15 protein-coding genes are annotated in these 19,858 nt (G+C 47.4%); 3 read left to right on the top strand and 12 right to left on the bottom strand.

All coding sequences use genetic code 11. The features are described from left to right. Window positions 1-195: 195 nt before the first annotated feature. The 7 genes from PUW25_RS11460 to PUW25_RS11430 form a co-directional block, all read right to left on the bottom strand. On the bottom strand, window positions 196-1,701 hold the full coding sequence (locus tag PUW25_RS11460) for an extracellular solute-binding protein (protein ID WP_052512269.1): 1,506 nt from the start codon (window positions 1,699-1,701) through the stop codon (window positions 196-198). Between the two features lie 211 nt (window positions 1,702-1,912). Then, the gene (locus PUW25_RS11455; protein ID WP_047913790.1) at window positions 1,913-2,383 is read right to left on the bottom strand and encodes a heme-degrading domain-containing protein; all 471 of its coding nucleotides are present in this window, start codon (window positions 2,381-2,383) and stop codon (window positions 1,913-1,915) included. A 393-nt stretch (window positions 2,384-2,776) separates the two neighbouring features. Further along, window positions 2,777-4,981: a DEAD/DEAH box helicase gene (locus PUW25_RS11450; RefSeq protein WP_370510380.1), complete on the bottom strand. Its 2,205-nt coding sequence runs from the start codon at window positions 4,979-4,981 to the stop codon at window positions 2,777-2,779. After that, a complete protein-coding gene (locus tag PUW25_RS11445) occupies window positions 4,978-6,339 on the bottom strand; it encodes an ATP-binding protein (RefSeq protein ID WP_205053201.1) in 1,362 nt (453 codons plus the stop codon). Before PUW25_RS11445 ends, PUW25_RS11450 begins: the two co-directional genes overlap by 4 nt. A gap of 16 nt (window positions 6,340-6,355) precedes the next feature. Beyond that, on the bottom strand, window positions 6,356-8,248 hold the full coding sequence (locus PUW25_RS11440) for a TerB N-terminal domain-containing protein (protein WP_052512268.1): 1,893 nt from the start codon (window positions 8,246-8,248) through the stop codon (window positions 6,356-6,358). 119 nt (window positions 8,249-8,367) lie between these two features. Beyond that, the gene (locus PUW25_RS11435) at window positions 8,368-8,634 is read right to left on the bottom strand and encodes a DUF2798 domain-containing protein (protein WP_047913788.1); all 267 of its coding nucleotides are present in this window, start codon (window positions 8,632-8,634) and stop codon (window positions 8,368-8,370) included. A gap of 117 nt (window positions 8,635-8,751) precedes the next feature. Next, entirely contained in the window at window positions 8,752-9,030 is a 279-nt protein-coding gene (locus PUW25_RS11430) for a hypothetical protein (RefSeq protein ID WP_047913787.1), read from the bottom strand. A gap of 136 nt (window positions 9,031-9,166) precedes the next feature. On the opposite strand from PUW25_RS11430, the gene PUW25_RS11425 reads away from it, so the two are divergent. Continuing rightward, window positions 9,167-10,021, top strand: a complete 855-nt coding sequence (locus PUW25_RS11425) for an SDR family oxidoreductase (RefSeq protein ID WP_047913786.1) — start codon at window positions 9,167-9,169, stop codon at window positions 10,019-10,021. Window positions 10,022-10,079: 58 nt separating this feature from the next. Here the strand turns inward: PUW25_RS11425 and PUW25_RS11420 are convergent, their stop codons facing one another. After that, complete coding sequence (locus tag PUW25_RS11420) at window positions 10,080-11,351, bottom strand: FG-GAP-like repeat-containing protein (RefSeq protein WP_047913785.1); 1,272 nt, start codon at window positions 11,349-11,351, stop codon at window positions 10,080-10,082. A 192-nt stretch (window positions 11,352-11,543) separates the two neighbouring features. On the opposite strand from PUW25_RS11420, the gene PUW25_RS11415 reads away from it, so the two are divergent. Continuing rightward, window positions 11,544-12,416, top strand: coding sequence for a cache domain-containing protein (locus PUW25_RS11415; RefSeq protein WP_274337053.1), 873 nt, complete (start codon window positions 11,544-11,546; stop codon window positions 12,414-12,416). A gap of 79 nt (window positions 12,417-12,495) precedes the next feature. Here the strand turns inward: PUW25_RS11415 and PUW25_RS11410 are convergent, their stop codons facing one another. The 3 genes from PUW25_RS11410 to PUW25_RS11400 all read right to left on the bottom strand — a co-directional run bounded on the left by PUW25_RS11410 (window position 12,496) and on the right by PUW25_RS11400 (window position 16,570). Next, a complete protein-coding gene (locus tag PUW25_RS11410) occupies window positions 12,496-13,068 on the bottom strand; it encodes a PilZ domain-containing protein (protein WP_274337052.1) in 573 nt (190 codons plus the stop codon). Window positions 13,069-13,394: 326 nt separating this feature from the next. Continuing rightward, window positions 13,395-16,181 (bottom strand): beta strand repeat-containing protein, encoded by a 2,787-nt coding sequence (locus PUW25_RS11405; RefSeq protein ID WP_205053203.1) that lies wholly within the window; start codon window positions 16,179-16,181, stop codon window positions 13,395-13,397. Window positions 16,182-16,234: 53 nt separating this feature from the next. Then, on the bottom strand, window positions 16,235-16,570 hold the full coding sequence (locus PUW25_RS11400) for a hypothetical protein (RefSeq protein WP_047914219.1): 336 nt from the start codon (window positions 16,568-16,570) through the stop codon (window positions 16,235-16,237). 363 nt (window positions 16,571-16,933) lie between these two features. On the opposite strand from PUW25_RS11400, the gene PUW25_RS11395 reads away from it, so the two are divergent. Beyond that, window positions 16,934-17,722 (top strand): glucose 1-dehydrogenase, encoded by a 789-nt coding sequence (locus PUW25_RS11395; RefSeq protein ID WP_047914220.1) that lies wholly within the window; start codon window positions 16,934-16,936, stop codon window positions 17,720-17,722. Window positions 17,723-17,851: 129 nt separating this feature from the next. On the opposite strand, the gene PUW25_RS11390 is transcribed toward PUW25_RS11395, so the two are convergent. Beyond that, window positions 17,852-19,837, bottom strand: coding sequence for an FUSC family protein (locus tag PUW25_RS11390; protein ID WP_274337051.1), 1,986 nt, complete (start codon window positions 19,835-19,837; stop codon window positions 17,852-17,854). Window positions 19,838-19,858 lie beyond the last annotated feature (21 nt).

Genomic DNA, 19,858 nt, shown 5'->3' with positions numbered 1-19,858 from the left:
TCCTCCTTTAAGTTATAATTTCGTCTTCTGCCTAGTTCATTTCTTTACTCGTCCAATACAATCACCCCTTTCAAGTGAAAATGGATTCTTTTATGAATGCGCTGTCATATTATGAGATTAGCTCGGGTGCCCGAGCAGTAAGAAAAACTTCGCACTGCTCGGGCACCCGACGATTGAGCCTGATATTCACTTTTCTTAGCTGTTTACCGCTTTATAAGCTGCTTCATATTCTGAGATGATCTGATCTCCTCCACTCTTTCTCCATCTTTGAACCTGCTGCTTAAATTCATCCAAATTGATATCTCCAAGAATATATTTATAGGTCGCGTCCGTAATGATTTTTTGCAGCTCAGACCCTTGTGAGGAATACGTATCAGACTCCAGCGAGTATAGAGGGTTGAGTACAGCAAAGGTGGCGTTATCTTGAATGAGCCTTCCTGCTTCCGTTTTCAGCGGATCATTATCGTGGACTTCATAGCCGGGCTCCTTCGGTCTGGAGGAGGCAAACGGCTGAACCTCCTGTTCCCACAATTTTTGATTAATAATGGTTACCGATTTATCTTCATTCATTGAATAATGTATACCTTCAATACCATAAGTCATTAGCGTGTACACTTCTTCAGACATTACATCGTTTACAAATTGAAGAATTCGCTTCAGCTCCTGTTCATCCTTTACTTCCGATTTAGGAAAAGCTAGGAGTCCTCCTACCCCATTACTCGTAGACCAGATGGCGCGATCACTTTTATTCCCTGTAGATGTGATATCGTTAACCATGACAAGCTCCATATTATCCTGAACTCCTTTGGCAGAGTTAAGCAGGTTTTTACTGTCGAATAGGGCTCCCACATATATGCCTGCCTTACCTTGTGAGAAACCTTGCTGCTGATCCGATTTGGCTGTAACCGCAAAGCTTTGATTAATGTAACCGCCTTCATAAAGCTGCTTCATAAAATCCATCGTTTTCACATAACCTTCTGTTTCGAACTCGGGAGTCACCTTGCCATCATCGCTGACAGCCCAGCTGCTAGGTGTTCCAAAATAAGATCCGAGCGTCTTAAATGCCCCGAATACGAGATCACTTCGATCGATAAAACCGGTCGTATCCTTCACACCATTGCCATCGGGGTCTTGTTCGGTAAATGCTTTTGCCACTTCCATCAGCTCATCTGTCGTCTGTGGTACAGACAGCCCTAATGTATCGAGCCAATCCTTGCGTATGATCACACCGTTTCTCGCTACATCCTTTTGCATCGGAATACCGTATAGCTTACCTTCAATAGACGCTGAATTTCTCATGTCCTGTGAGATCGCCGCCAAATTCGGGAATTCATCCAAATAGGAACTCACTTCCCAAAAAACGCCTGCCTTCAAAGCATTGCGAACGGATGAATTCTCCAGCATCGTAAGTGATACAATGTCGGCCAATGAGTCAGAAGCAAGCGAGGTATTGATTCGCTCTTCTTTCGAGGAATCGGGCACCCAAGCAAAATCAATGTTTGTTTGTGTTACTTCCTCAATTTTGCTTAGCACGGTATCGGTCGGTGGCGACGGTGCATGCAAAATATTCATCCAGCTGATATTGGCCATACCGTTTTCATTACTAGGCGGCTCTTCAGCGGAATTTGCTTCACCGCAAGCGGTTAACAACAGTGAGCCGCATAGGGTCAGTGCCGCGAGCTTCATCAACTTCATATTCATTCAGACTCCCCTTTTCTTAATGGATAATTAATTGGATTTTATCATACGAGGAGCTGAGAAATTGGACATAGAGCATTCAAATTTGGCCAAAAATTGCTCTATATAAAGAATTCAGTCATATGACATCACGGCTCTCTTAACACCTATAACAACAAAAAAAAGTGAAAGTTCGAAAGAGTTTGATCTTTCCGAAGCTTTCACTTTTGTAGTCCTATAATGCTAAAAATCTTCTAAGTGCACTAATCAGCAAATCATGATCCTCTTGATCAGGCAGGCCGGAGACGGTGATTGTACCAACTTGTCCTAATTCATTAATGATGAGGGGAAAACCACCGCCTGCAGCCACATAATCAGCAAATGCAAGTCCATAGTCATTCTCAAGATTCTTGTCTTCTTCACGCAATTGCAGAGCCACGTGCCAGGAGCTCATGCCAAAATGCTGAACGACGTTATTTTTGCGACGAATCCAATGCTCGTTATCAGCCGATGTCCCCTCCATCGCATGACTGAACAGCCGCTGGCCGGAGCGATATATTTCTACAGTGATGTTCTTATTCGTTCTCTTGGCTTCTTCAATGATCGCCAGACCCAAATTCAATGCAGTTTCGTTCGTAAATGAAGGAAAACGCAGCTCCTCTTCCTCAAGCTCCATCTGTTTAATTCGTTCACTAATTTCCAGCATCCTCTTCACTCCTCATGATTAGTTAAGTATGTATTGTAATATCTAAGAAAATCGTATCACGAAGAGCTGCTTTTGTCGCAGAGAAAATTTTTATTGCAGGATCATACTATTAGAATGAAATTTCTATCATCATTTATAAAACAGATTAGTTTACATAATATTTATTACGAAAATAATGGTTGTTCCTTATTAGTTACGTATTAAATGTTGTTTTTGATTAGCTGTGGAAGATAAATACCATTTTGTAACCTTCTATTACTGCTTCAGCAATCTGGTCAACAGCTACACCCGTCACTCAGTTCAACGTAAAACAGTGTGACCTTCATATGATCACACTGTCTAAAAATTACATATCACTTTTCCAAACCTGTTCTTACTATTTATATTGATCCTCTATTTGCTCTTTAATCCTAACGTCTGTGCAAGACCCACAACATCAAGCCCATCTACACTAAAGGCGCTTCGCACAAGCTGAGGAAATACGAATTCATCATATTTTCCTAAGTATGGCGCTTCCTCCGCCTCCAGCAACAGGCTGGGGTCCTCAAGATTTAATAGCTCTTCGCTGATCGCATGATCCATGGTGATCGGATCTGTCTTACCGGAAACAACCATATAGTACGGCTCCATAGGCACGATAGATCGTAAATTCAATCGCTGGGATAAATTATGCTTAAGCAGCCGCTCCAAGGTACGAAACTGCTTGCTCCCCGCCCACGGCAGAATGAAGAGCGAATCTCCTCCTGCAGGTATAATCATGCTGTTTAGCAGCCCGCTCTCCCGAGCCAGTCTTCGAGCTCGCTCAAGCCGATTAACTGCGCCTGCAGCTAGATATGAGTATATGGTGCTGCCTGCCAAGACCTCTCGCATCTTCTGCATGACTTTGGTGTGGATATCTCCTCCTGCACCGAGCCATAGTGTATCGACCTTGCCCTTAGCTGATTTGACATACAGTGCTTTGTGCTTGACATCAACCTCTTCGACCTTCCAGAGCTTACCTGCTAGAGAGAAACAATAGCCAGGAGGCGGTACTGTTGTAATTGATCCGATTTCTTCCGACCCATTATATACAACATGCTCCTCATCATCCTTGAAGACTGCGTAGAACCGGTAATTGTTCACAATCTTCTCCCCGCCCAGTCCGATGATCAGGCTGCCCTCCTCTGTACGCTGAATATGATCCGTCTGCAATAGATACGTCAGGAATTGCTTATACTCATGCGTAGTAAATTCTCTAAAGGAAGGCAGTGTGAGTACATGTCTTGCGAGCTCAGCCGGGGTTGCTTCCCCCATGCTTTTTAACGTACTCATCGTCTGATGATACAACACACCGACAGGCTTCTTCCGTACGTCCACCGGCTCTACCCACTTGTCCCGCAGATACAACTCGATCACAGCTATAGCACGCAGCAGTGTCCACGGCATCCGAGCAGGAAGCTGTGCTTCTTCATCTTCTTCCTCAGGAATGAGGAACATCATCTCTGACGCCTGATCCTCTCTACGGCCTGAGCGGCCCAGACGCTGAACGAAGCTGGAGCTGCTGTAGGGTGCGCCGAGCTGGATCACTCGCTCTAACTCACCAAGATCAATGCCAAGTTCTAGTGTAACGGTCGCGGCAGCCACCGCGGGTCCTTGCCCTGTCTTCAGTGCAGCTTCGGTCTCTTCTCGCAGCATGGCGGAAATACTGCCATGATGGACGTGGAAAACATCACGCTGCTCCCTTTTTGCCGCGATCCGTCGTAGCTCAAGTGTAGTAAGTTCCGCATCTGATCTGCTGTTAGTGAACACGAGCGCCTTCTTCAGATGAGTTACGTCATATATGAATTGATGATAGGCCTGCTTGGCCAGCTCTAACTGCTCTGCCTGCTTCTCATCCCGGGCATCCGGCAGGGAGAAATGCTCAACAGACAGCCTCAGCTTCCTCCCTCCTTGTGGGGAAATCACTTCAGTGGATATGGCTGTTCCTGCACCAAGCCATCCTGCAGCCGATTCATAATCGCTTAAGGTTGCCGACAAGCCGATCCGACGTGGCGAACAGGAAGCCATCCGCTCTATCCTTGTCATCTGACTCAGAACCTGTATACCGCGATCGGCTCCCATAAAGGCATGAACCTCATCGATGATAATGTATCTTAAATCATGAAACAGGGCTGGAATTGCATTGGGCCGATTCATAAGCAATCCTTCTAATGATTCCGGCGTAATTTGGAGGACTCCCGAAGGCTTCTGCATCAGCTTGGTCTTCTCTGCTTGCGAAACATCCCCATGCCAATGCCATACTGGTACATTACCTTCCTTCAGCAGATCGCTTACGCGCTCGAACTGATCGTTGATCAGCGCCTTTAACGGTCCGATGTAGAGTATCCCTACGGATTCTGGAGGATGATTATACAGCTCTGTTAGTGCGGGAAAAAAAGCGGCTTCAGTCTTCCCCGAAGCAGTACCCGAAGCAATCAGCAAATGATTCGGTGTGTCAAAGATGACACGGCACGCTTCCACTTGTGCTTCACGAAGCGTCTCCCACCGCTTCTTGTATATAAATTCTTGAATGAAGGGAGCCAGACGCGTAAAAGGATTGGGTGTCCGGTTCATGCTCATAGGTCAAACTCCGCGAGAAAGTCATCCAGATCATCTGAAGCGCGTTCTTCCTTAGATGACACGGATACGGACCCAGACCCGTTACGATGTTCACTCTCCTGTTCACGGTCAGACAGCAGCTCTTCAAAGGTCGTTTCTGGATGCTGATGCATCGTATGAAGCAGGTCCATGAAATCACGGATCACTTCACGTGTCGTCAGAAGCTGTTCTGCTCCCAGTCTGCCCACTGCGGCCTGCATGAAGGCTATCAGCTGCTCATTGGACAGCTGAGCTTCATATTGGAAATGCATCGCGTGAATCTCACGCAATTTTTGCAGCAGAATGAGTATCTCCTCATTCGACAGCATTTCAAGCTTAAGAATGGGAGAAGTGTACGTCTTTAACAGGCCTCCGCCATAACGACCGTCGATTAGACGAGATCGCAGTGCTTCATAGCTGAACAGCCCTCTTCGCTCATCCTCAACAAACTGTGGCGTGCCTCCCATGTATATACCTAAATGCTCTGCTTTGCCCTGCATCGTATCGTTAAACATCGTCAGCAGCTTCTCGTAGTTGCTGTGCCGGGATATACTGTTCGTAATTTTGTACAAGTTTACACCTTCATCTATGAATAACAGCAGACCCTTGTAACCAATCCTGGCAATAAACTCGCTCCACAGCTTCATATAATCATACCAATTGTCATCATCTATAATGACAGAGACGCCGAGCTCCTTGCGAGCTTCCGTCTTGGTCGTATACTCCCCGCGGAGCCAGCGAAGGGATGCACCCTTGAGATCATCATCCCCCAGCTTGTAACCGTTCCAATAAGCTGCGAGCACCTTGGCAAAATCAAATCCATGTACCAGGTTCTGCATTTCATTTGCAACAGCATAGATCTGGACCTCAACCTTCTGGGTGATCGCGGGATCATCCGGCTTAAGTCCGGACTCTAGCATCAGATCCTGCTGAATCGCAGCGATCCATTTCTGCAATATGGCCTCTAGTGCGCCGCCATCAGGACGGGTCTTGGTGGATAGATGGGTCATTAGTTCCCGGTAAGTGGCCAGTCCCTGTCCTTTTGTACCGACCAGACGACGCTCCGGGGACAGATCCGCGTCTGCGACGACAAAATCTCGGTCCATCGCATAATTACGGATCATTTGGAGCAAGAAGCTCTTGCCGCTTCCGTATCTACCTGTAATTAAACGGAAGGCAGCGCCGCCTTCGGCGATATTGTCCATATCTCTTAAGATCGATTCGACCTCAGGTTTGCGTCCAACAGCAATATGTTCAAGTCCGACTCTGGGGACTACGCCTGCAGTTAACGAGTTTACAAGCGCCGTCGTCAGACGTTTTGGAATTTTCAATGATTTCATTATTTATTACCCCGTTTCATTCTCCGGAACATAGCTTGTCCAGCATACTCATATAATCTTCGACAATCATGTCCTCATCAATGATCAAGTCTCCGATATGCTCCATTGCGGCTTCATTAATCTCCTCAATCAACACAGCGGGCATGGAGCCTGCTCTGCTGGCAGCAGCCTGCAGCGCTTGTGCACCATGGCTGTTCTTAAGTGCGAGCAAAATTTCGAGATGTGTATGCTGTAAGCTAGCGGCAAAATCTCTCCATTCCTCATCAAGCTCTTCCACGTTCCATACCACAGCAGGCTGCTCTTCCACTTGATTCTCCGCAACAACAGCTGATACGAGATTCACTTCTTCAATTTCGTCTACAGATAGAGGAGCAGGTGCATCAAAGTCCATAACGGCCTGAATAATCTGCTGTCCTCCAGTCTCGCGCTTCAAGGAAGCTGCTTGGGAGCCGCTATGTTCCATTAATCTGTTATGTCCTCTATGTTTAATCTGTGCCTTACTGGATGTATTCACTGCCTGCTCTTCATCATCTACGCCAAGCATCAGCATATCTCTTACTTCATTGGATTCACGTGCTAAGCGCTCAAGCTTGTGGTGATTGATGTGGATCTGTGGCTTAACTGCCCGAGCTGTTTCGGCTTGGAGTGCGTTCATTTCTTTTGCCAAGTAGCGTGAAATAAGCTCCTCCACATCTTGTTCCAGCTCAATCCCTCTTAGTCGGCCTTTAAATCCTTTCAATTCTCGCAGCTTATTCTCAGTGAACCGTACTAGCTGAGTGAGATAAGCTCTTAGCGGCTTATGCTCGCTGATGGGAACATAGTCAACGGTTATCGTTCGTCCGTAGATGTCACTATCATATAGTGCACTCTTGAACAGCGTCCGTTTCACACGCCAAGACTGGGGTTCAAAGCGCTGGATCAGCCGGGCTCCATGGGATCTGTATAAATATTGATCAACAAGGGCAATGACCTTCGGAGTAAATCTCGTCATCTCATATCGACCACTCTCGATATAAAACCGGCTTCGTTCAGGATCATAATCCAGCATGACAAAAAGGTTGTCCCAAGACAGCTCTACCGGTTCAGCGGTGAATCTCCGTTTCCATTCCAGCTCCTTCAATTCATTCGACATGTTGCGAGGCAGCTTCTTATGCATAGGAGGCGGGACATAACCCAGCTGATGCAGCGTCGCAAAATCATAGAGCCATTCTCTCATGTAGTTGTCCAGCTTCGGATGATGTTTACGGTAAGCCTGCCATACCTTATTAAGCCGCTCCCAGCCATCGGTAGGGTCAACCCAGCCTATCCCGTTAATAAGCTCGTATATATACACAAACAGATAGGACAAATCCGTCACTGGATAATGACCCATCCGCACTTCAGATCTCCAGTAAAAATACCACTGGTATTGCTCAGGTCTCATCTGGTCATAAGTCGGCCAGTAGCTGTGAAAAGGAACAAACGAGGCCTGCTCAGCAGTATGCCCGGACAACTCTTTGGCTGTATGTACAAACTGCTGCTCACGGGATATATACCGAAAATCCTGTTCCCAGTTCACCTGGGGTACAGCTTCCTTAGGGGCATAAATCTGACGAACAGATTCCCTATAAGGAACCTCTTGAATAGGTAGTTTATCTGACTGATTCTGACGGTCATCCTGCATTTTACTGAGCTCTGCATAACCTTCCTTAGGTGGTTTCTCAGTCTTCGCTTCCTCCCAGATCAGCACATCTGGAATGTCCAGATCATCTATCGGCAAATTAAGGGTTCGATTATATGTGGAATCACTAGAACTAGAATTGTTATGCTTAATATCCGTGGAATTGGCTTCAATTGGAGCAATGGGAACATCCCGTTCATTTCCTGACAGATCAAATTCGGCAAACCGGATCCGATCGTTGTTACTCATAGGACATACCTCCCTCCATCACAACTTAGATTATAACACTTCAAGGAAATGAGCATCTATCCCTGCACAAAAAAGAAGAAGGATTCAATGTGCGAATCCTCCTCCTCAGCGCGGGCATATTATTTCAGTTCTGTGCTCTGCGGTGTATCTCTCGTATATTCCACAAACTGGATTCTCTTCATCACTCTGCGGATCCCTTTCGGAAGAAAATAGGCGACAGGAAAGGCCAGCAAAAAGGCAATACCCCAAGAACGCATCCATATCATTAAGAAGGAATCATGGAACCCGTAATTAATGGACATCATGACAAATGACATCAGACATGACATTCCGAACGCCATAAAAAAGGTAAAAATAATCGTTTCGTACTTTTTGTTCAGCTTCATTATGCTACTCTCCGTTATTCTTTGATCTATATGCTCATGTTGCTGCTGAGCCGCATAACGATGTATTTTATCAGTAAGACTGTAGTTCGTCAATGATCTGTCCAGACCTTCTGTTCCTCATATTCTTTCTTTGACCGCTTGAATGAATGCTGCCGGATTCTCTTTGACAGTATAAGGATAAACGCCTTGCTGTGTGTGCAGATAGAGCAGTCCATCCATCTCCCCAACCTTTTTGTAGGAAAGATCAAATACTTTTTCCAGTGGAAACTCCCGATATTTTGTAACAATTTTATCAGGATACAGAACTAATTCACGCTCATCAGCTATCGTCTCCATATGAATACCTTCGATTTTACGTAACATTTTATAGTAGGCCTGTGTGGCGAGCCTCTCCATGCTCTTCACTCCTTAATTGAATGATAGTGCTGCTTAAATCACCCGATCTTCACGAGTCTTTTTTACGATGACTTCGGTTACTATTCATGATAATCTGTTATCACAGTGAAGTAAAATCTCCATAAGGAGTGATCATATGAATCCTTTTTCACCCGACTTGTTAAGAGACAAAGTCATTATCGTTACGGGAGGTGCTACCGGCCTCGGCCAGGCCATGAGTGAGCAATTCGCAGAGCTTGGTGCCAAGCTCGCCATATGCGGAAGAAGACAGACAGCCCTGGATCAAGCGGCTGAGGTGTTTCGCTCTAAAGGTCAGGACATCTATGTACAATCCTGTGATGTAAGAGACCCTGTTCAAGTGAGTGAATTTGTGAAAGCGGTTTATTCTCATTACGGAAAAGTTGATATTCTTGTCAACAACGCAGCAGGCAACTTCATAAGTCCAACCGAGCGATTGTCTCATCGGGCAGTAGATTCCATTCTTGGCATCGTGCTGCATGGTACCTTCTATATGACCCTTGAAGTCGGCAAACAATGGATTGAGCTTCGTCATCCTGGAACGATACTGAACATTGTAACGACTTATGCTTCAACGGGATCGGGCTACGTAACCCCTTCTGCTGCAGCCAAAGCAGGCGTGCTTGCCCTTACTCGTTCACTAGCGGTGGAATGGGCGCCTTATGGAATTCGTCAGGTTGCCATTGCACCGGGAGCATTTCCAACCGATGGTGCAGACTCAAGACTCTCTCCCACACCTGAGCTCCAGCAGCAATTGATTGATCGCATCCCTATCAAACGCGCTGGCAGTAAGGAGGAGCTTACTCATTTGGCGGCCTTTCTTATATCAGACTATGCAGGCTTCATTAACGGTGAAGTCATAACGATTGATGGCGGTGAATGGCTGCAGGGAGCAGGACAGTTTAACGGGCTATCAGAAGTGACGGATGAACAGTGGGATGAGCTGGCTAGAATGACACGCAACGGTAAATAAAATAAAGACACCTATTTTGCTGGCATGATCAACAATAATAGGTGTCCCTTGTATTAACTTAAGATTTGATAACTTCTCCGCCCATATAAATGGTAGAGCTGTATAGTCGCTTCGTTTGAACTAAAGGCTTCGCTCCCGGCATAACTGCGATAGAATCTGCATGCGAAGAATAGATGTGAATCGTATCCCCATCATGAATTGCAATTTGCTCCCGGCCGTTACCTAGAAAATCAGCATGCCCTACATAACCATCTACCGGAAAGGCTGTAACCACATTCATATCACCGTCATAGAGCGTAGGAAATATACCCCCTCCACGTCTATAAGCTAGTATGTAATCCATCCCGCTCTCATCCCAGCCGCTGATGGTATCTATAATGGTGAGCCAGCCGTCTGTTTGACGATGCTCCTTCCATATTTCTTGACCGTTTGCATCCAGCATGAACATTCCATCCTTGCCTTTAAGGCTTGATTTTCCATCTCCGCGAATGATCCGGTCCAGTCCTGCAATTTGGAGCCCCGGCAGATCGTCTCGGAATCGTCCAAGCGCAATATGCTGGGATTCAATGGAGTCCTCATATCTCCATACTTCAGTTCCATGCTTATCCATCATGACCGTTACACTGCCGCCAATGACAATCTCCATTTCTCCGTCACCGTTTACATCCCCTACCCATATACAGTCTGCATGATCAGACAAGTCCTGACAGCTCCATAGTACGTTTCCAGTTGAATCCAGCAGATCATACCCTGCCATGACTTCGTCTTTACCATCACCATCGATATCGTAAACCCACGGGAAGTGCCCGGGATTTCCTTGATGCGTCCACAGCAGTTCAAACTCAGAATTTAATGCCCATATCTGATGATAACGATCTTTAAGCAATAGATCTGTAGGACGATCCTTTCCCGACAAATTCGCGATAATAATACAGTCATGCGCTTCCGGAGATGGAAGGTCATAGACCTGTTTACTCTCCCCTGTGGTCCCGTCAATGATATGGAACTGGTCATTCATCACGCACAGGACTTCCAGCTGTCCATCACCGTCCAGATCATACACTTGTGCAGGATAATCCGATCCTTGTGTGCCTGCATCCCTATCCGAAGTTCCTCTTTGCCAGAGCATCCGTCCCTCCAGATCAAATACCGTGATACACTGCACCTGATGAGGGATATACCTTACATCCTTGCGGTTATCCGGCTGAATCATGACCAGTTCTAATCTTCCATCGTTATTGAGATCCCCGAATAACATCTTACAGTTAGGGCCAGCTGCACTCGCATCAACAGATGCAAGACAAACTGGATCGGATTGCTGAAGTATCATGTGTGGTCCTCCATATCATTGAATGTAGTGTAGATTAGCGTTTACTTTGTACAGCATACGTTAACACGATCTTTCCATCAATTGGACTTTTTTGTAGATGTGCTTTTGGGTATGGAATATATATCCTGTTCATGATATATTCACTCTGTTCGTCAAATTTCGAGTATTTCTGTCATGCGCTTAGGAGGCCTCATGTTCAAACTTCGTACTGTTCTTGTCTTTGCATTCACTGTAATCGTTATCATGCTCACACTCATAATGGGGTCCATTCTCAGTCATCGTGCCGAGAACAGCCTCCAGAAGGAGATTGGTCAATCCCTTGCCAACATCGCCTATCAGATGTCAGATAAGCTGGACAATTTTATGTGGTCAAGGCAGGGAGAAGTTGAAATGCTGGCCGCTACATATACACTGGCCCAGAATAACGAGATCTCCGAAATTCAAAAATTAATGGGCCAGCTTCAAACGAGCTTTCCTTCTTTCTCATGGATAGGTTATATGAATGTGAACGGAGATGTGATGGCGGCGACGGATGGAATTCTGGTCGGGTCCAATATTTCTGAACGTCCTGTCTTCAAGGAAGGAATCAAAGGGAAATTCATTGGTGATGTTCACGATGCTGTTCTGCTGGCCAAGCTTCTGCCCAATCCTAGCGGAGAGCCGCTGCAGTTTGTCGATATTAGTATGCCGGTAATGGACCGTAACGGTCAGGTAAAAGGAGTGCTCGCCGCTCACCTCAGCTGGGAATGGTCTAGAGAGGTAGAGCGCACGATATTAGAGCCTCAGCAGCAGCATACGCAGGGTATGGAGCTGTTCATAGTGAGTAAGAACGATAACACGATTCTGTTAGGGCCCGATGATATGGTGGGTCAACAACTAGACATTCAATCCATCCAAAATGTGCAAAACGGTGAAAATTCATGGAAAATTGAAGAATGGCCCGATGGACAAACATATCTAACCGGCTATGCCTATGGAGATGGATATTTGAATTATGAGGGTCTCGGCTGGTCCGTACTTTCAGGCAGCCCGAAGCCACAGCCTTTATTGGTCTTAACGAGCTGACAAGACAGTTTATTATGGTAGAGGATCTGCATATCTGAGAAACTCTTATATACCGGGATTTTAACATCTTTCCCTTGTCTCAGCTGATTAGCCGCATTGGTGATTCCCCGGATCGGCTTCGTAATTCGCTCGGACAATAACCAGCCGATCGCAGCAAAGATGAGGGCAGCGGCTGCCCACGGACGATATCCTTCTCCTGAATTGGAATCGGACTTTCTAAGGAGAACAGCAAGCCTCCCAAGCTAATATTTTTAATATCACATTGCAGCCCTTGCTCAAATATAATCGGACTGGAGGAAGCGTGCGGTATCAAAGACTCTAGACAAGAGTTCAGGTGTCTGACCGGAATACGGATATCTTTTCGTCTATTCAGCATCTTTTTCTGCAAATCTGGTGGCAAAATACATAGAATCCGCTGCAAGTAGCTTGCAATGGGATAGGTATCAAACACAATTAACCCATCAGCTGAGTAGATCGTAATCCCCACCGAATTACCTAACGGAAACGGGATATTCTCCTCCACCTCAAACATCACTTCAAATACATCGCCTTCTATATAAGAGATACGCCCTCCAACCGAGCGGAGCTTACTCCGTACAACGACGACGCAGTCTATTAATGAGGCTTCGTTAATTTTATCTATGCTCATCATGTATTCCTCCTGAAATAATAAAAAGCTGCATTGAAAATACATCGTTGTGTGTTTTTGGAAAAATGATGATCAGCATTATTATATAAGAATATCAGAGATTTGAAATGTAGTTTTTTATATTCACGTGTCATAGTCACTATAGCTAGAATCGAAATGTGATTCAGCCCTGTATTAAAATTTATCGGATAATACGTCATTTTTTGAAATATTTGCTGTTATTCCATTTTAAGAGCTTCATTTGACAAAAAGAAACAGGGCTCTTATTGAAGCCCTGCTTGTGAATTGATATTTAATCTAACGAAGGTAGGGATAAAATAACAGCACCATCATGTTGGGAAAGAAATCGCGTTGAAGTTGGTATTATTTGCGGATACAGAGGTCACATTCGTGCTTGCCGTCAAAAATCCTCTGACAGTATACGTGTTTGTCGCCGTTGCAGGAGCTGTATCTACATAGGTATTCGCAATGATAAACCGCTGAATACCTGCGGTACTACCGCTTCTAATGATGATCTGTGAATTGATCAAGGTTGCATCCCGGTACAATCTAAATTCCATCTGAACCGACCAATCTGCTGTCGTATCGACTTCTGCAGAGAGTGTGTAATCTAACTTAAGCGGGAGGCCTGCTGTAGTATCCTGTGTTACTGTCGCAAGCGTAATCTCCGTCGCTGCAGGCATAGCTATGGCTGCGGGAACATTTGCAAAAGCCAGCACAGGCGATGCGGCAGTTGCACCTGTCGGACCTGTCGCCCCTACTGCTCCTGCATCACCGGTTGCTCCTGTCGGGCCAGTTGCACCGACTGCCCCTGCGTCACCGGTTGCTCCTGTTGAGCCCGTGGCTCCAACTGCTCCTGCTTCTCCCGTTGCTCCTGTAGGGCCAGTTGCACCGACTGCTCCGACTTCTCCTGTCGCTCCTGTCGGACCCGTTGCACCGACTGCTCCGGCTTCTCCCGTTGCTCCCGTTGAGCCGGTCGCACCGACTGCCCCGGTTTCGCCCGTTGCTCCTGTCGAACCAGTTGCACCGACTGCCCCGGCATCACCCGTCGCACCCGTTGGACCGGTTGCACCGACTGCCCCAACTCCACCTGTTGCTCCCGTCGGGCCGGTTGCACCGACTGCTCCCGCTTCTCCGGTCGCACCTGTCGGGCCCGTTGCACCGACTGCCCCTGCTTCTCCTGTTGCTCCCGTCGGCCCCGTTGCACCTGTTAGCCCCGTTACGCCTGTTGCTCCTGTCGAGCCAGTTACACCTACCGCTCCTGCTTCTCCCGTTGCTCCCGTTGGGCCGGTTGCACCGACTGCTCCGGCTTCTCCCGTTGCTCCCGTTGAGCCGGTCGCACCGACTGCCCCGGTTTCGCCCGTTGCTCCTGTCGAACCAGTTGCACCGACTGCCCCGGCATCACCTGTCGCACCCGTTGGACCGGTTGCACCGACTGCCCCAACTCCACCTGTTGCTCCCGTCGGGCCGGTTGCACCGACTGCCCCAACTCCACCTGTTGCTCCCGTCGGGCCGGTTGCACCGACTGCTCCCGCTTCTCCGGTCGCACCTGTCGGGCCCGTTGCACCGACTGCCCCTGCTTCTCCTGTTGCTCCCGTCGGCCCCGTTGCACCTGTTAGCCCCGTTACGCCTGTTGCTCCTGTCGAGCCAGTTACACCTACCGCTCCTGCTTCTCCCGTTGCTCCCGTTGAGCCAGTTGCACCGACTGCTCCGGCTTCGCCGGTAGCTCCTGTCGGACCCGTTGCACCGACTGCTCCGGCCTCACCGGTTGCTCCCGTCGGGCCGGTTGTGCCAACTGCCCCTGCTTCTCCTGTCGCACCTGTCGGACCGGTTACGCCAACTGCTCCTGCGTCACCGGTTGCTCCTGTCGGGCCGGTTGTGCCCACTGCTCCAACTTCACCTGTTGCTCCCGTCGGACCCGTTGCACCGACTGCCCCTGCTTCTCCCGTAGCCCCCGTTGGGCCGGTTGCACCCACTGCTCCAGCGTCACCGGTTGCTCCCGTTGGTCCGGTTGCACCGAATGCGCCTGCTTCGCCCGTTGCTCCTGTCGAACCAGTTGCACCGACTGCCCCGGCATCACCCGTCGCACCCGTTGGACCGGTTGCACCGACTGCTCCCGCTTCTCCTGTCGCACCTGTCGGACCCGTTGCACCGACTGCCCCAACTCCACCTGTTGCTCCCGTCGGGCCGGTTGCACCGACTGCCCCTGCGTCACCGGTTGCTCCTGTCGGTCCGGTTGCGCCTAATGCTCCAGCTTCACCTGTCGCACCTGTCGAACCAGTTGCCCCAACTGCTCCGGCGTCACCGGTTGCTCCTGCCGGACCCGTTGCACCGACTGCTCCGGTTTCTCCCGTTGCTCCTGTCGGTCCGGTTGCGCCTAATGCTCCAGCTTCACCTGTCGCACCTGTCGGACCGGTTACACCCACTGCTCCGGCTTCTCCTGTCGCACCTGTCGGACCCGTTGCACCTACTGCTCCGGCCTCACCTGTCGGACCCGTTGCACCTACTGCTCCGGCCTCACCTGTTGCTCCTGCCGGACCCGTTGTTCCCGTCGAGCCAGTTGCACCGACTGCTCCCGCTTCTCCTGTCGCTCCTGTCGCACCTGTTGATCCGGTTGCACCAGTTGAACCACCTGGCGGCCCTTCTGGCCCAGTCATTCCTGTCGCACCGGTCTCACCAGTTAATCCGGTCGCCCCCGTACTTCCCGTTACACCGGTTGTTCCGGTCGGACCTGTTGCCCCTGTAGCGCCGATCCCACCGGAGTTTGCTCCAAGAAGCTCAGCTGAAACAATCCGATGGGCTGCTGCCAGATTTCCTGCGCCGTCCTTACCCCATACAGATAACTCAATTGAATCCTCTGCAAGACCGCTTGTAAGAAATTCAAACTCAAATCCATCCAGATTGGCGAAATAGGTTCTGTTAATCACACCATTTGGTCCAATGCTTAACGAATCGAGCACATACAAAGTTCGAGCCGTATCCAACACATATCCCTGAACCGTTACAATTCCACTATTGACGGTATCCCGATTTTCAATAGATATTGTAATTTGCTGTGTAAGTCTGACTCCATTTACCGCATTATTCTCAATAGGTCCAGTTGAGTAATTAGCCATATTACCAATCTCCCTCAATTATGAAGTGATTTGTTAGTTACAACACTCACTTCTTACAATTCTGAAGATACTAATCGATGCGCACTCACGATGTGACCTGATCCATCTTTTCCCCATACGGATACTTCAATCGCATCATTATCATCAATCGACACTACAAACTCATAACCTTCGACATTGGCTAAATAATCGTTTGTAAATACAGCGTTCGGAGCGAGATTGAAGAACTCTTCCACGTAAATTGCTCTTACTTGATCCAGTACATATCCTTGTATTAAGATCGAAGCATTTTGAGTCAATGATTTATTCATCATTTTAACTGTGACCATCTGGACCGGCCGAAGGCCGTTTACCGCACTATTTAAAATAGGCCCCGTCGTGACAACCAATTATTGTTCCCCCTTCATGAACTGACATATATCAATAGGTTAGGAACCATCTTTCTCAACATATGATGCCGGTGCTCAATGAATGTCATGAATCTTGTCGAGTTAACCATTTATTTGGATCATATTCGTACAATTGATCTACATATGTTTAAGTTTTGTCTTGTGGGTGAACATATTAGAGTGTGATGTTGTTTAGAGGACATGGAATAGGGTTTTGTTTATTGTCAAGTGAATTATTTGTGATATATGATTACTAATGAATTTCGCTTGCAAACGCTATTATCATCTAGATGAATCAATTTAACTTACTGATTTACATAGATGAGCAATCCGAATAATTAACTTACCAAAGGAGAATGGAGCATGAATAAACGTTTTGATTCAAAAGTTGTATTGATTACTGGAGCAGGCTCCGGATTAGGACAAGCGGCAGCCCTTGAAATCGCTAAAGAAGGCGCCAAGCTGTCACTGGTTGACCTCAATCAAACCGCACTTGAAGAAACGAAAAAATTGATTCTTGAAGCAGCACCTGAAGCAGAAATCCTTCTTCTCACTGCCGATGTATCTGATGAGCAAGCGGTCCAGAAATATGTAGATGATACGGTACAACAATTCGGCCGCATCGATGGTTTCTACAACAATGCTGGAATCGAGGGTACTCAGGCTCCTACAGCAGAATACAACAGCAAAGTGTTTGACAAAGTCATCGACATCAACCTTAAAGGTGTCTTCTATGGTATGAAATATGTACTTCCTGTAATGAAAGAGCAGCAATCCGGTGCCATCGTGAACGTAGCATCTGTCGGCGGAATCCGCGGAGTTCTAAATCAGGCAGCATATGTTGCGAGTAAACATGCCGTGGCCGGTATGACAAAAAACGCAGCAATCGAATATGGTCAGTACAACTTAAGCATCAATGCCATTGCACCAGGTGCCATAATGACAGCAATGGTCGTTGGTTCCCTGAAACAAATCGGCGGAGAAGACGGTTGGGAAGAAGCCGGCAAACAATTCGTCAGCGTCAATCCGAAAAAACGCTTCGGTAAACCAGAAGAAGTAGGCCGTCTCGTCGCGTTCCTGCTGTCCGGAGAATCCGAATTTATTAACGGTGTCGTGATTCCTATTGACGGTGGACAGTCGAACCAATACTAATTTATCTCAAAAAGATCATTTTGGACCCCTGCTTGGGGTCCTTTTCTATTCCTTGTCACTCAACACAAAGAGGCGAATCCCTCATATTAAGGGATTCGCCTCTTCTTCTCTTCTATCTACTTATTCAAACTAACTTGTCGCCTTCTCCCCAATGTGCAGGGAATGCTGAAGCTGCACAATATCCTCATATATGGCTGGGAACTTGGAGAGCCAAGGGAGGTTCATTTCTACTGGTTCTCTCTTATCCTTAATCGATTGTGTGAGCATTTCGAAATAACGACGAAACTCATGTCTATCCTCATCGGATATCGCTTCGGTTTCATTTTTGTTTGCTGCTGCCAGCAGAACATATCCCAGATGCAGACAATCGGCAACGGCCGGCCACAGCACGGCGATTCGGCCGCTTTTTTTGATAGACTCCGCAAAGGCATCGTCATAAACCAATCTTAATTGAATCAACGCATTACGTAAATCATGCTCTTGAAGCTCTTTATCATGAACAGGATCTTCATTGAGTATTGCCAGAAGTAATTCCCCTTCTTTTTGAACGGCATGGGACATCGCCTCCGGCAATTTCCTGGAAGCCCTTGTTCTCCAGAGCAGCAATGAACCCACAATAGCAATAATACTCCCGATAATAATATCTATAATACGGGCCGATATAAAATATCCTGCGGTCAAAGCAGGCTGAATGGTTGTACCGATCAGCAGCGTGCTTGGTGTCAGGAATAATACAGCGAGTGCATAGTTTCTTCCGTATATAAGCTCCACAATGAATTGAAATATCATCAGAGTGAGGGGGATGACGATACCGATTGGCTCATACCACAGCACTGCAGCACCGATCAAGATTCCAATAATTGTCCCAGCCGAACGCTGCAGACCTCGATATACCGTGCCGATATAGGTGCCTCCAGCCATAACAGCTGCACTAGACAAGGGAACCCAGTAAGAGCGGTCGAAATGAAAACCATAGGCGATCGCCGCTACAACGAGCAGCACCAACCCATATCGAAGGGAAGTATACAGAATCGTTGAATCGGGTCTGAATGCGTTACGCAGCAAGTTGAGGATCGAAGGCTTCGAATCGCCTAATGTCATACTATCTTCAGCCGGTGTATCAGCTTCTCTCGTTAACATATCATACGCCGCTTCAATATGAGCATACAAATTGTGTAACGAACCCTCATATTCTTCTTCCATGGAGTGGTTCAAACGAACTCTAGCATCTCTTGTGTGGATGGCATGGCTCAGCCTCTGCAATGCATGTGCCAGCCCGTCCTCTGCCGCATTTTTGCTCTCCATGGAGACATCGATGATGGATATAAATATATCGCTCGCTTGCAGATTTAATCTTTTTAATTTTTCTAAGTACTGATTATTTCGCGAGCCAATGACTTTACCATTCGTTAAGGTGCGTTCTGCCTGCTTCATGAGTGAAGCGCTCTGATGCTGAAGATCCGTGAATTGCTCTGTCCCGATCGCAGAGAGCAGCTTGGATAAGCTCTGATATACAGCAGACACTGATTTGTTCTCTGGTCCATAAGGAACGATCAGATAACCGAACATCCCCACAATCCAAGCAAACAGACCGCCAAGCAGTACACACAGTGCGCTTAACGGTAATGTACTTGGATCGTGCGGCATGGACGTTCCGACTGAATAGGCAAGGACAAAAAACATCCCCCCAGGACCTGTAATTCGAAAAAGATTGAATATAAAGACAGATAATGCCCCAACAAGACCAAACATGAAGACCATTAGCGGCACATTGTAAGAGCATAAGGCACCCAGCGTTAACGCGGCAGTCAAGCCAAGCGCAACCCAGAATAAGCGGATCGCACGCTGAGCATAGGTTTCATTCGATACATACAAAAAAGTAAAGCCGCCGATGGATGCCAGTATGCCTAGACTCGGATTTCCACTCAGAAACCCTAATATGGAAGGTATACCTACACTTATAGCGGATCCAATTCCTCGAAACCAATTTAAAGGAATCGGCTTGATTGCAAATGCATCTCTATATTTTCTTTCCGCCGGAATGATGTGCTTCGCACGGCGTCTTTCGGTGGATTTTTGATATTTGCTGATTTTATGATTGTTGTAATTATCCATACTTGTTACCTCGATTTCCTA

Origin of the sequence: Paenibacillus urinalis (genome assembly GCF_028747985.1) — a bacterium.
Classification (GTDB): Bacteria; Bacillota; Bacilli; order Paenibacillales; family Paenibacillaceae; genus Paenibacillus; species Paenibacillus urinalis.
This window is presented reverse-complemented; position numbering and strand designations above follow the sequence as displayed.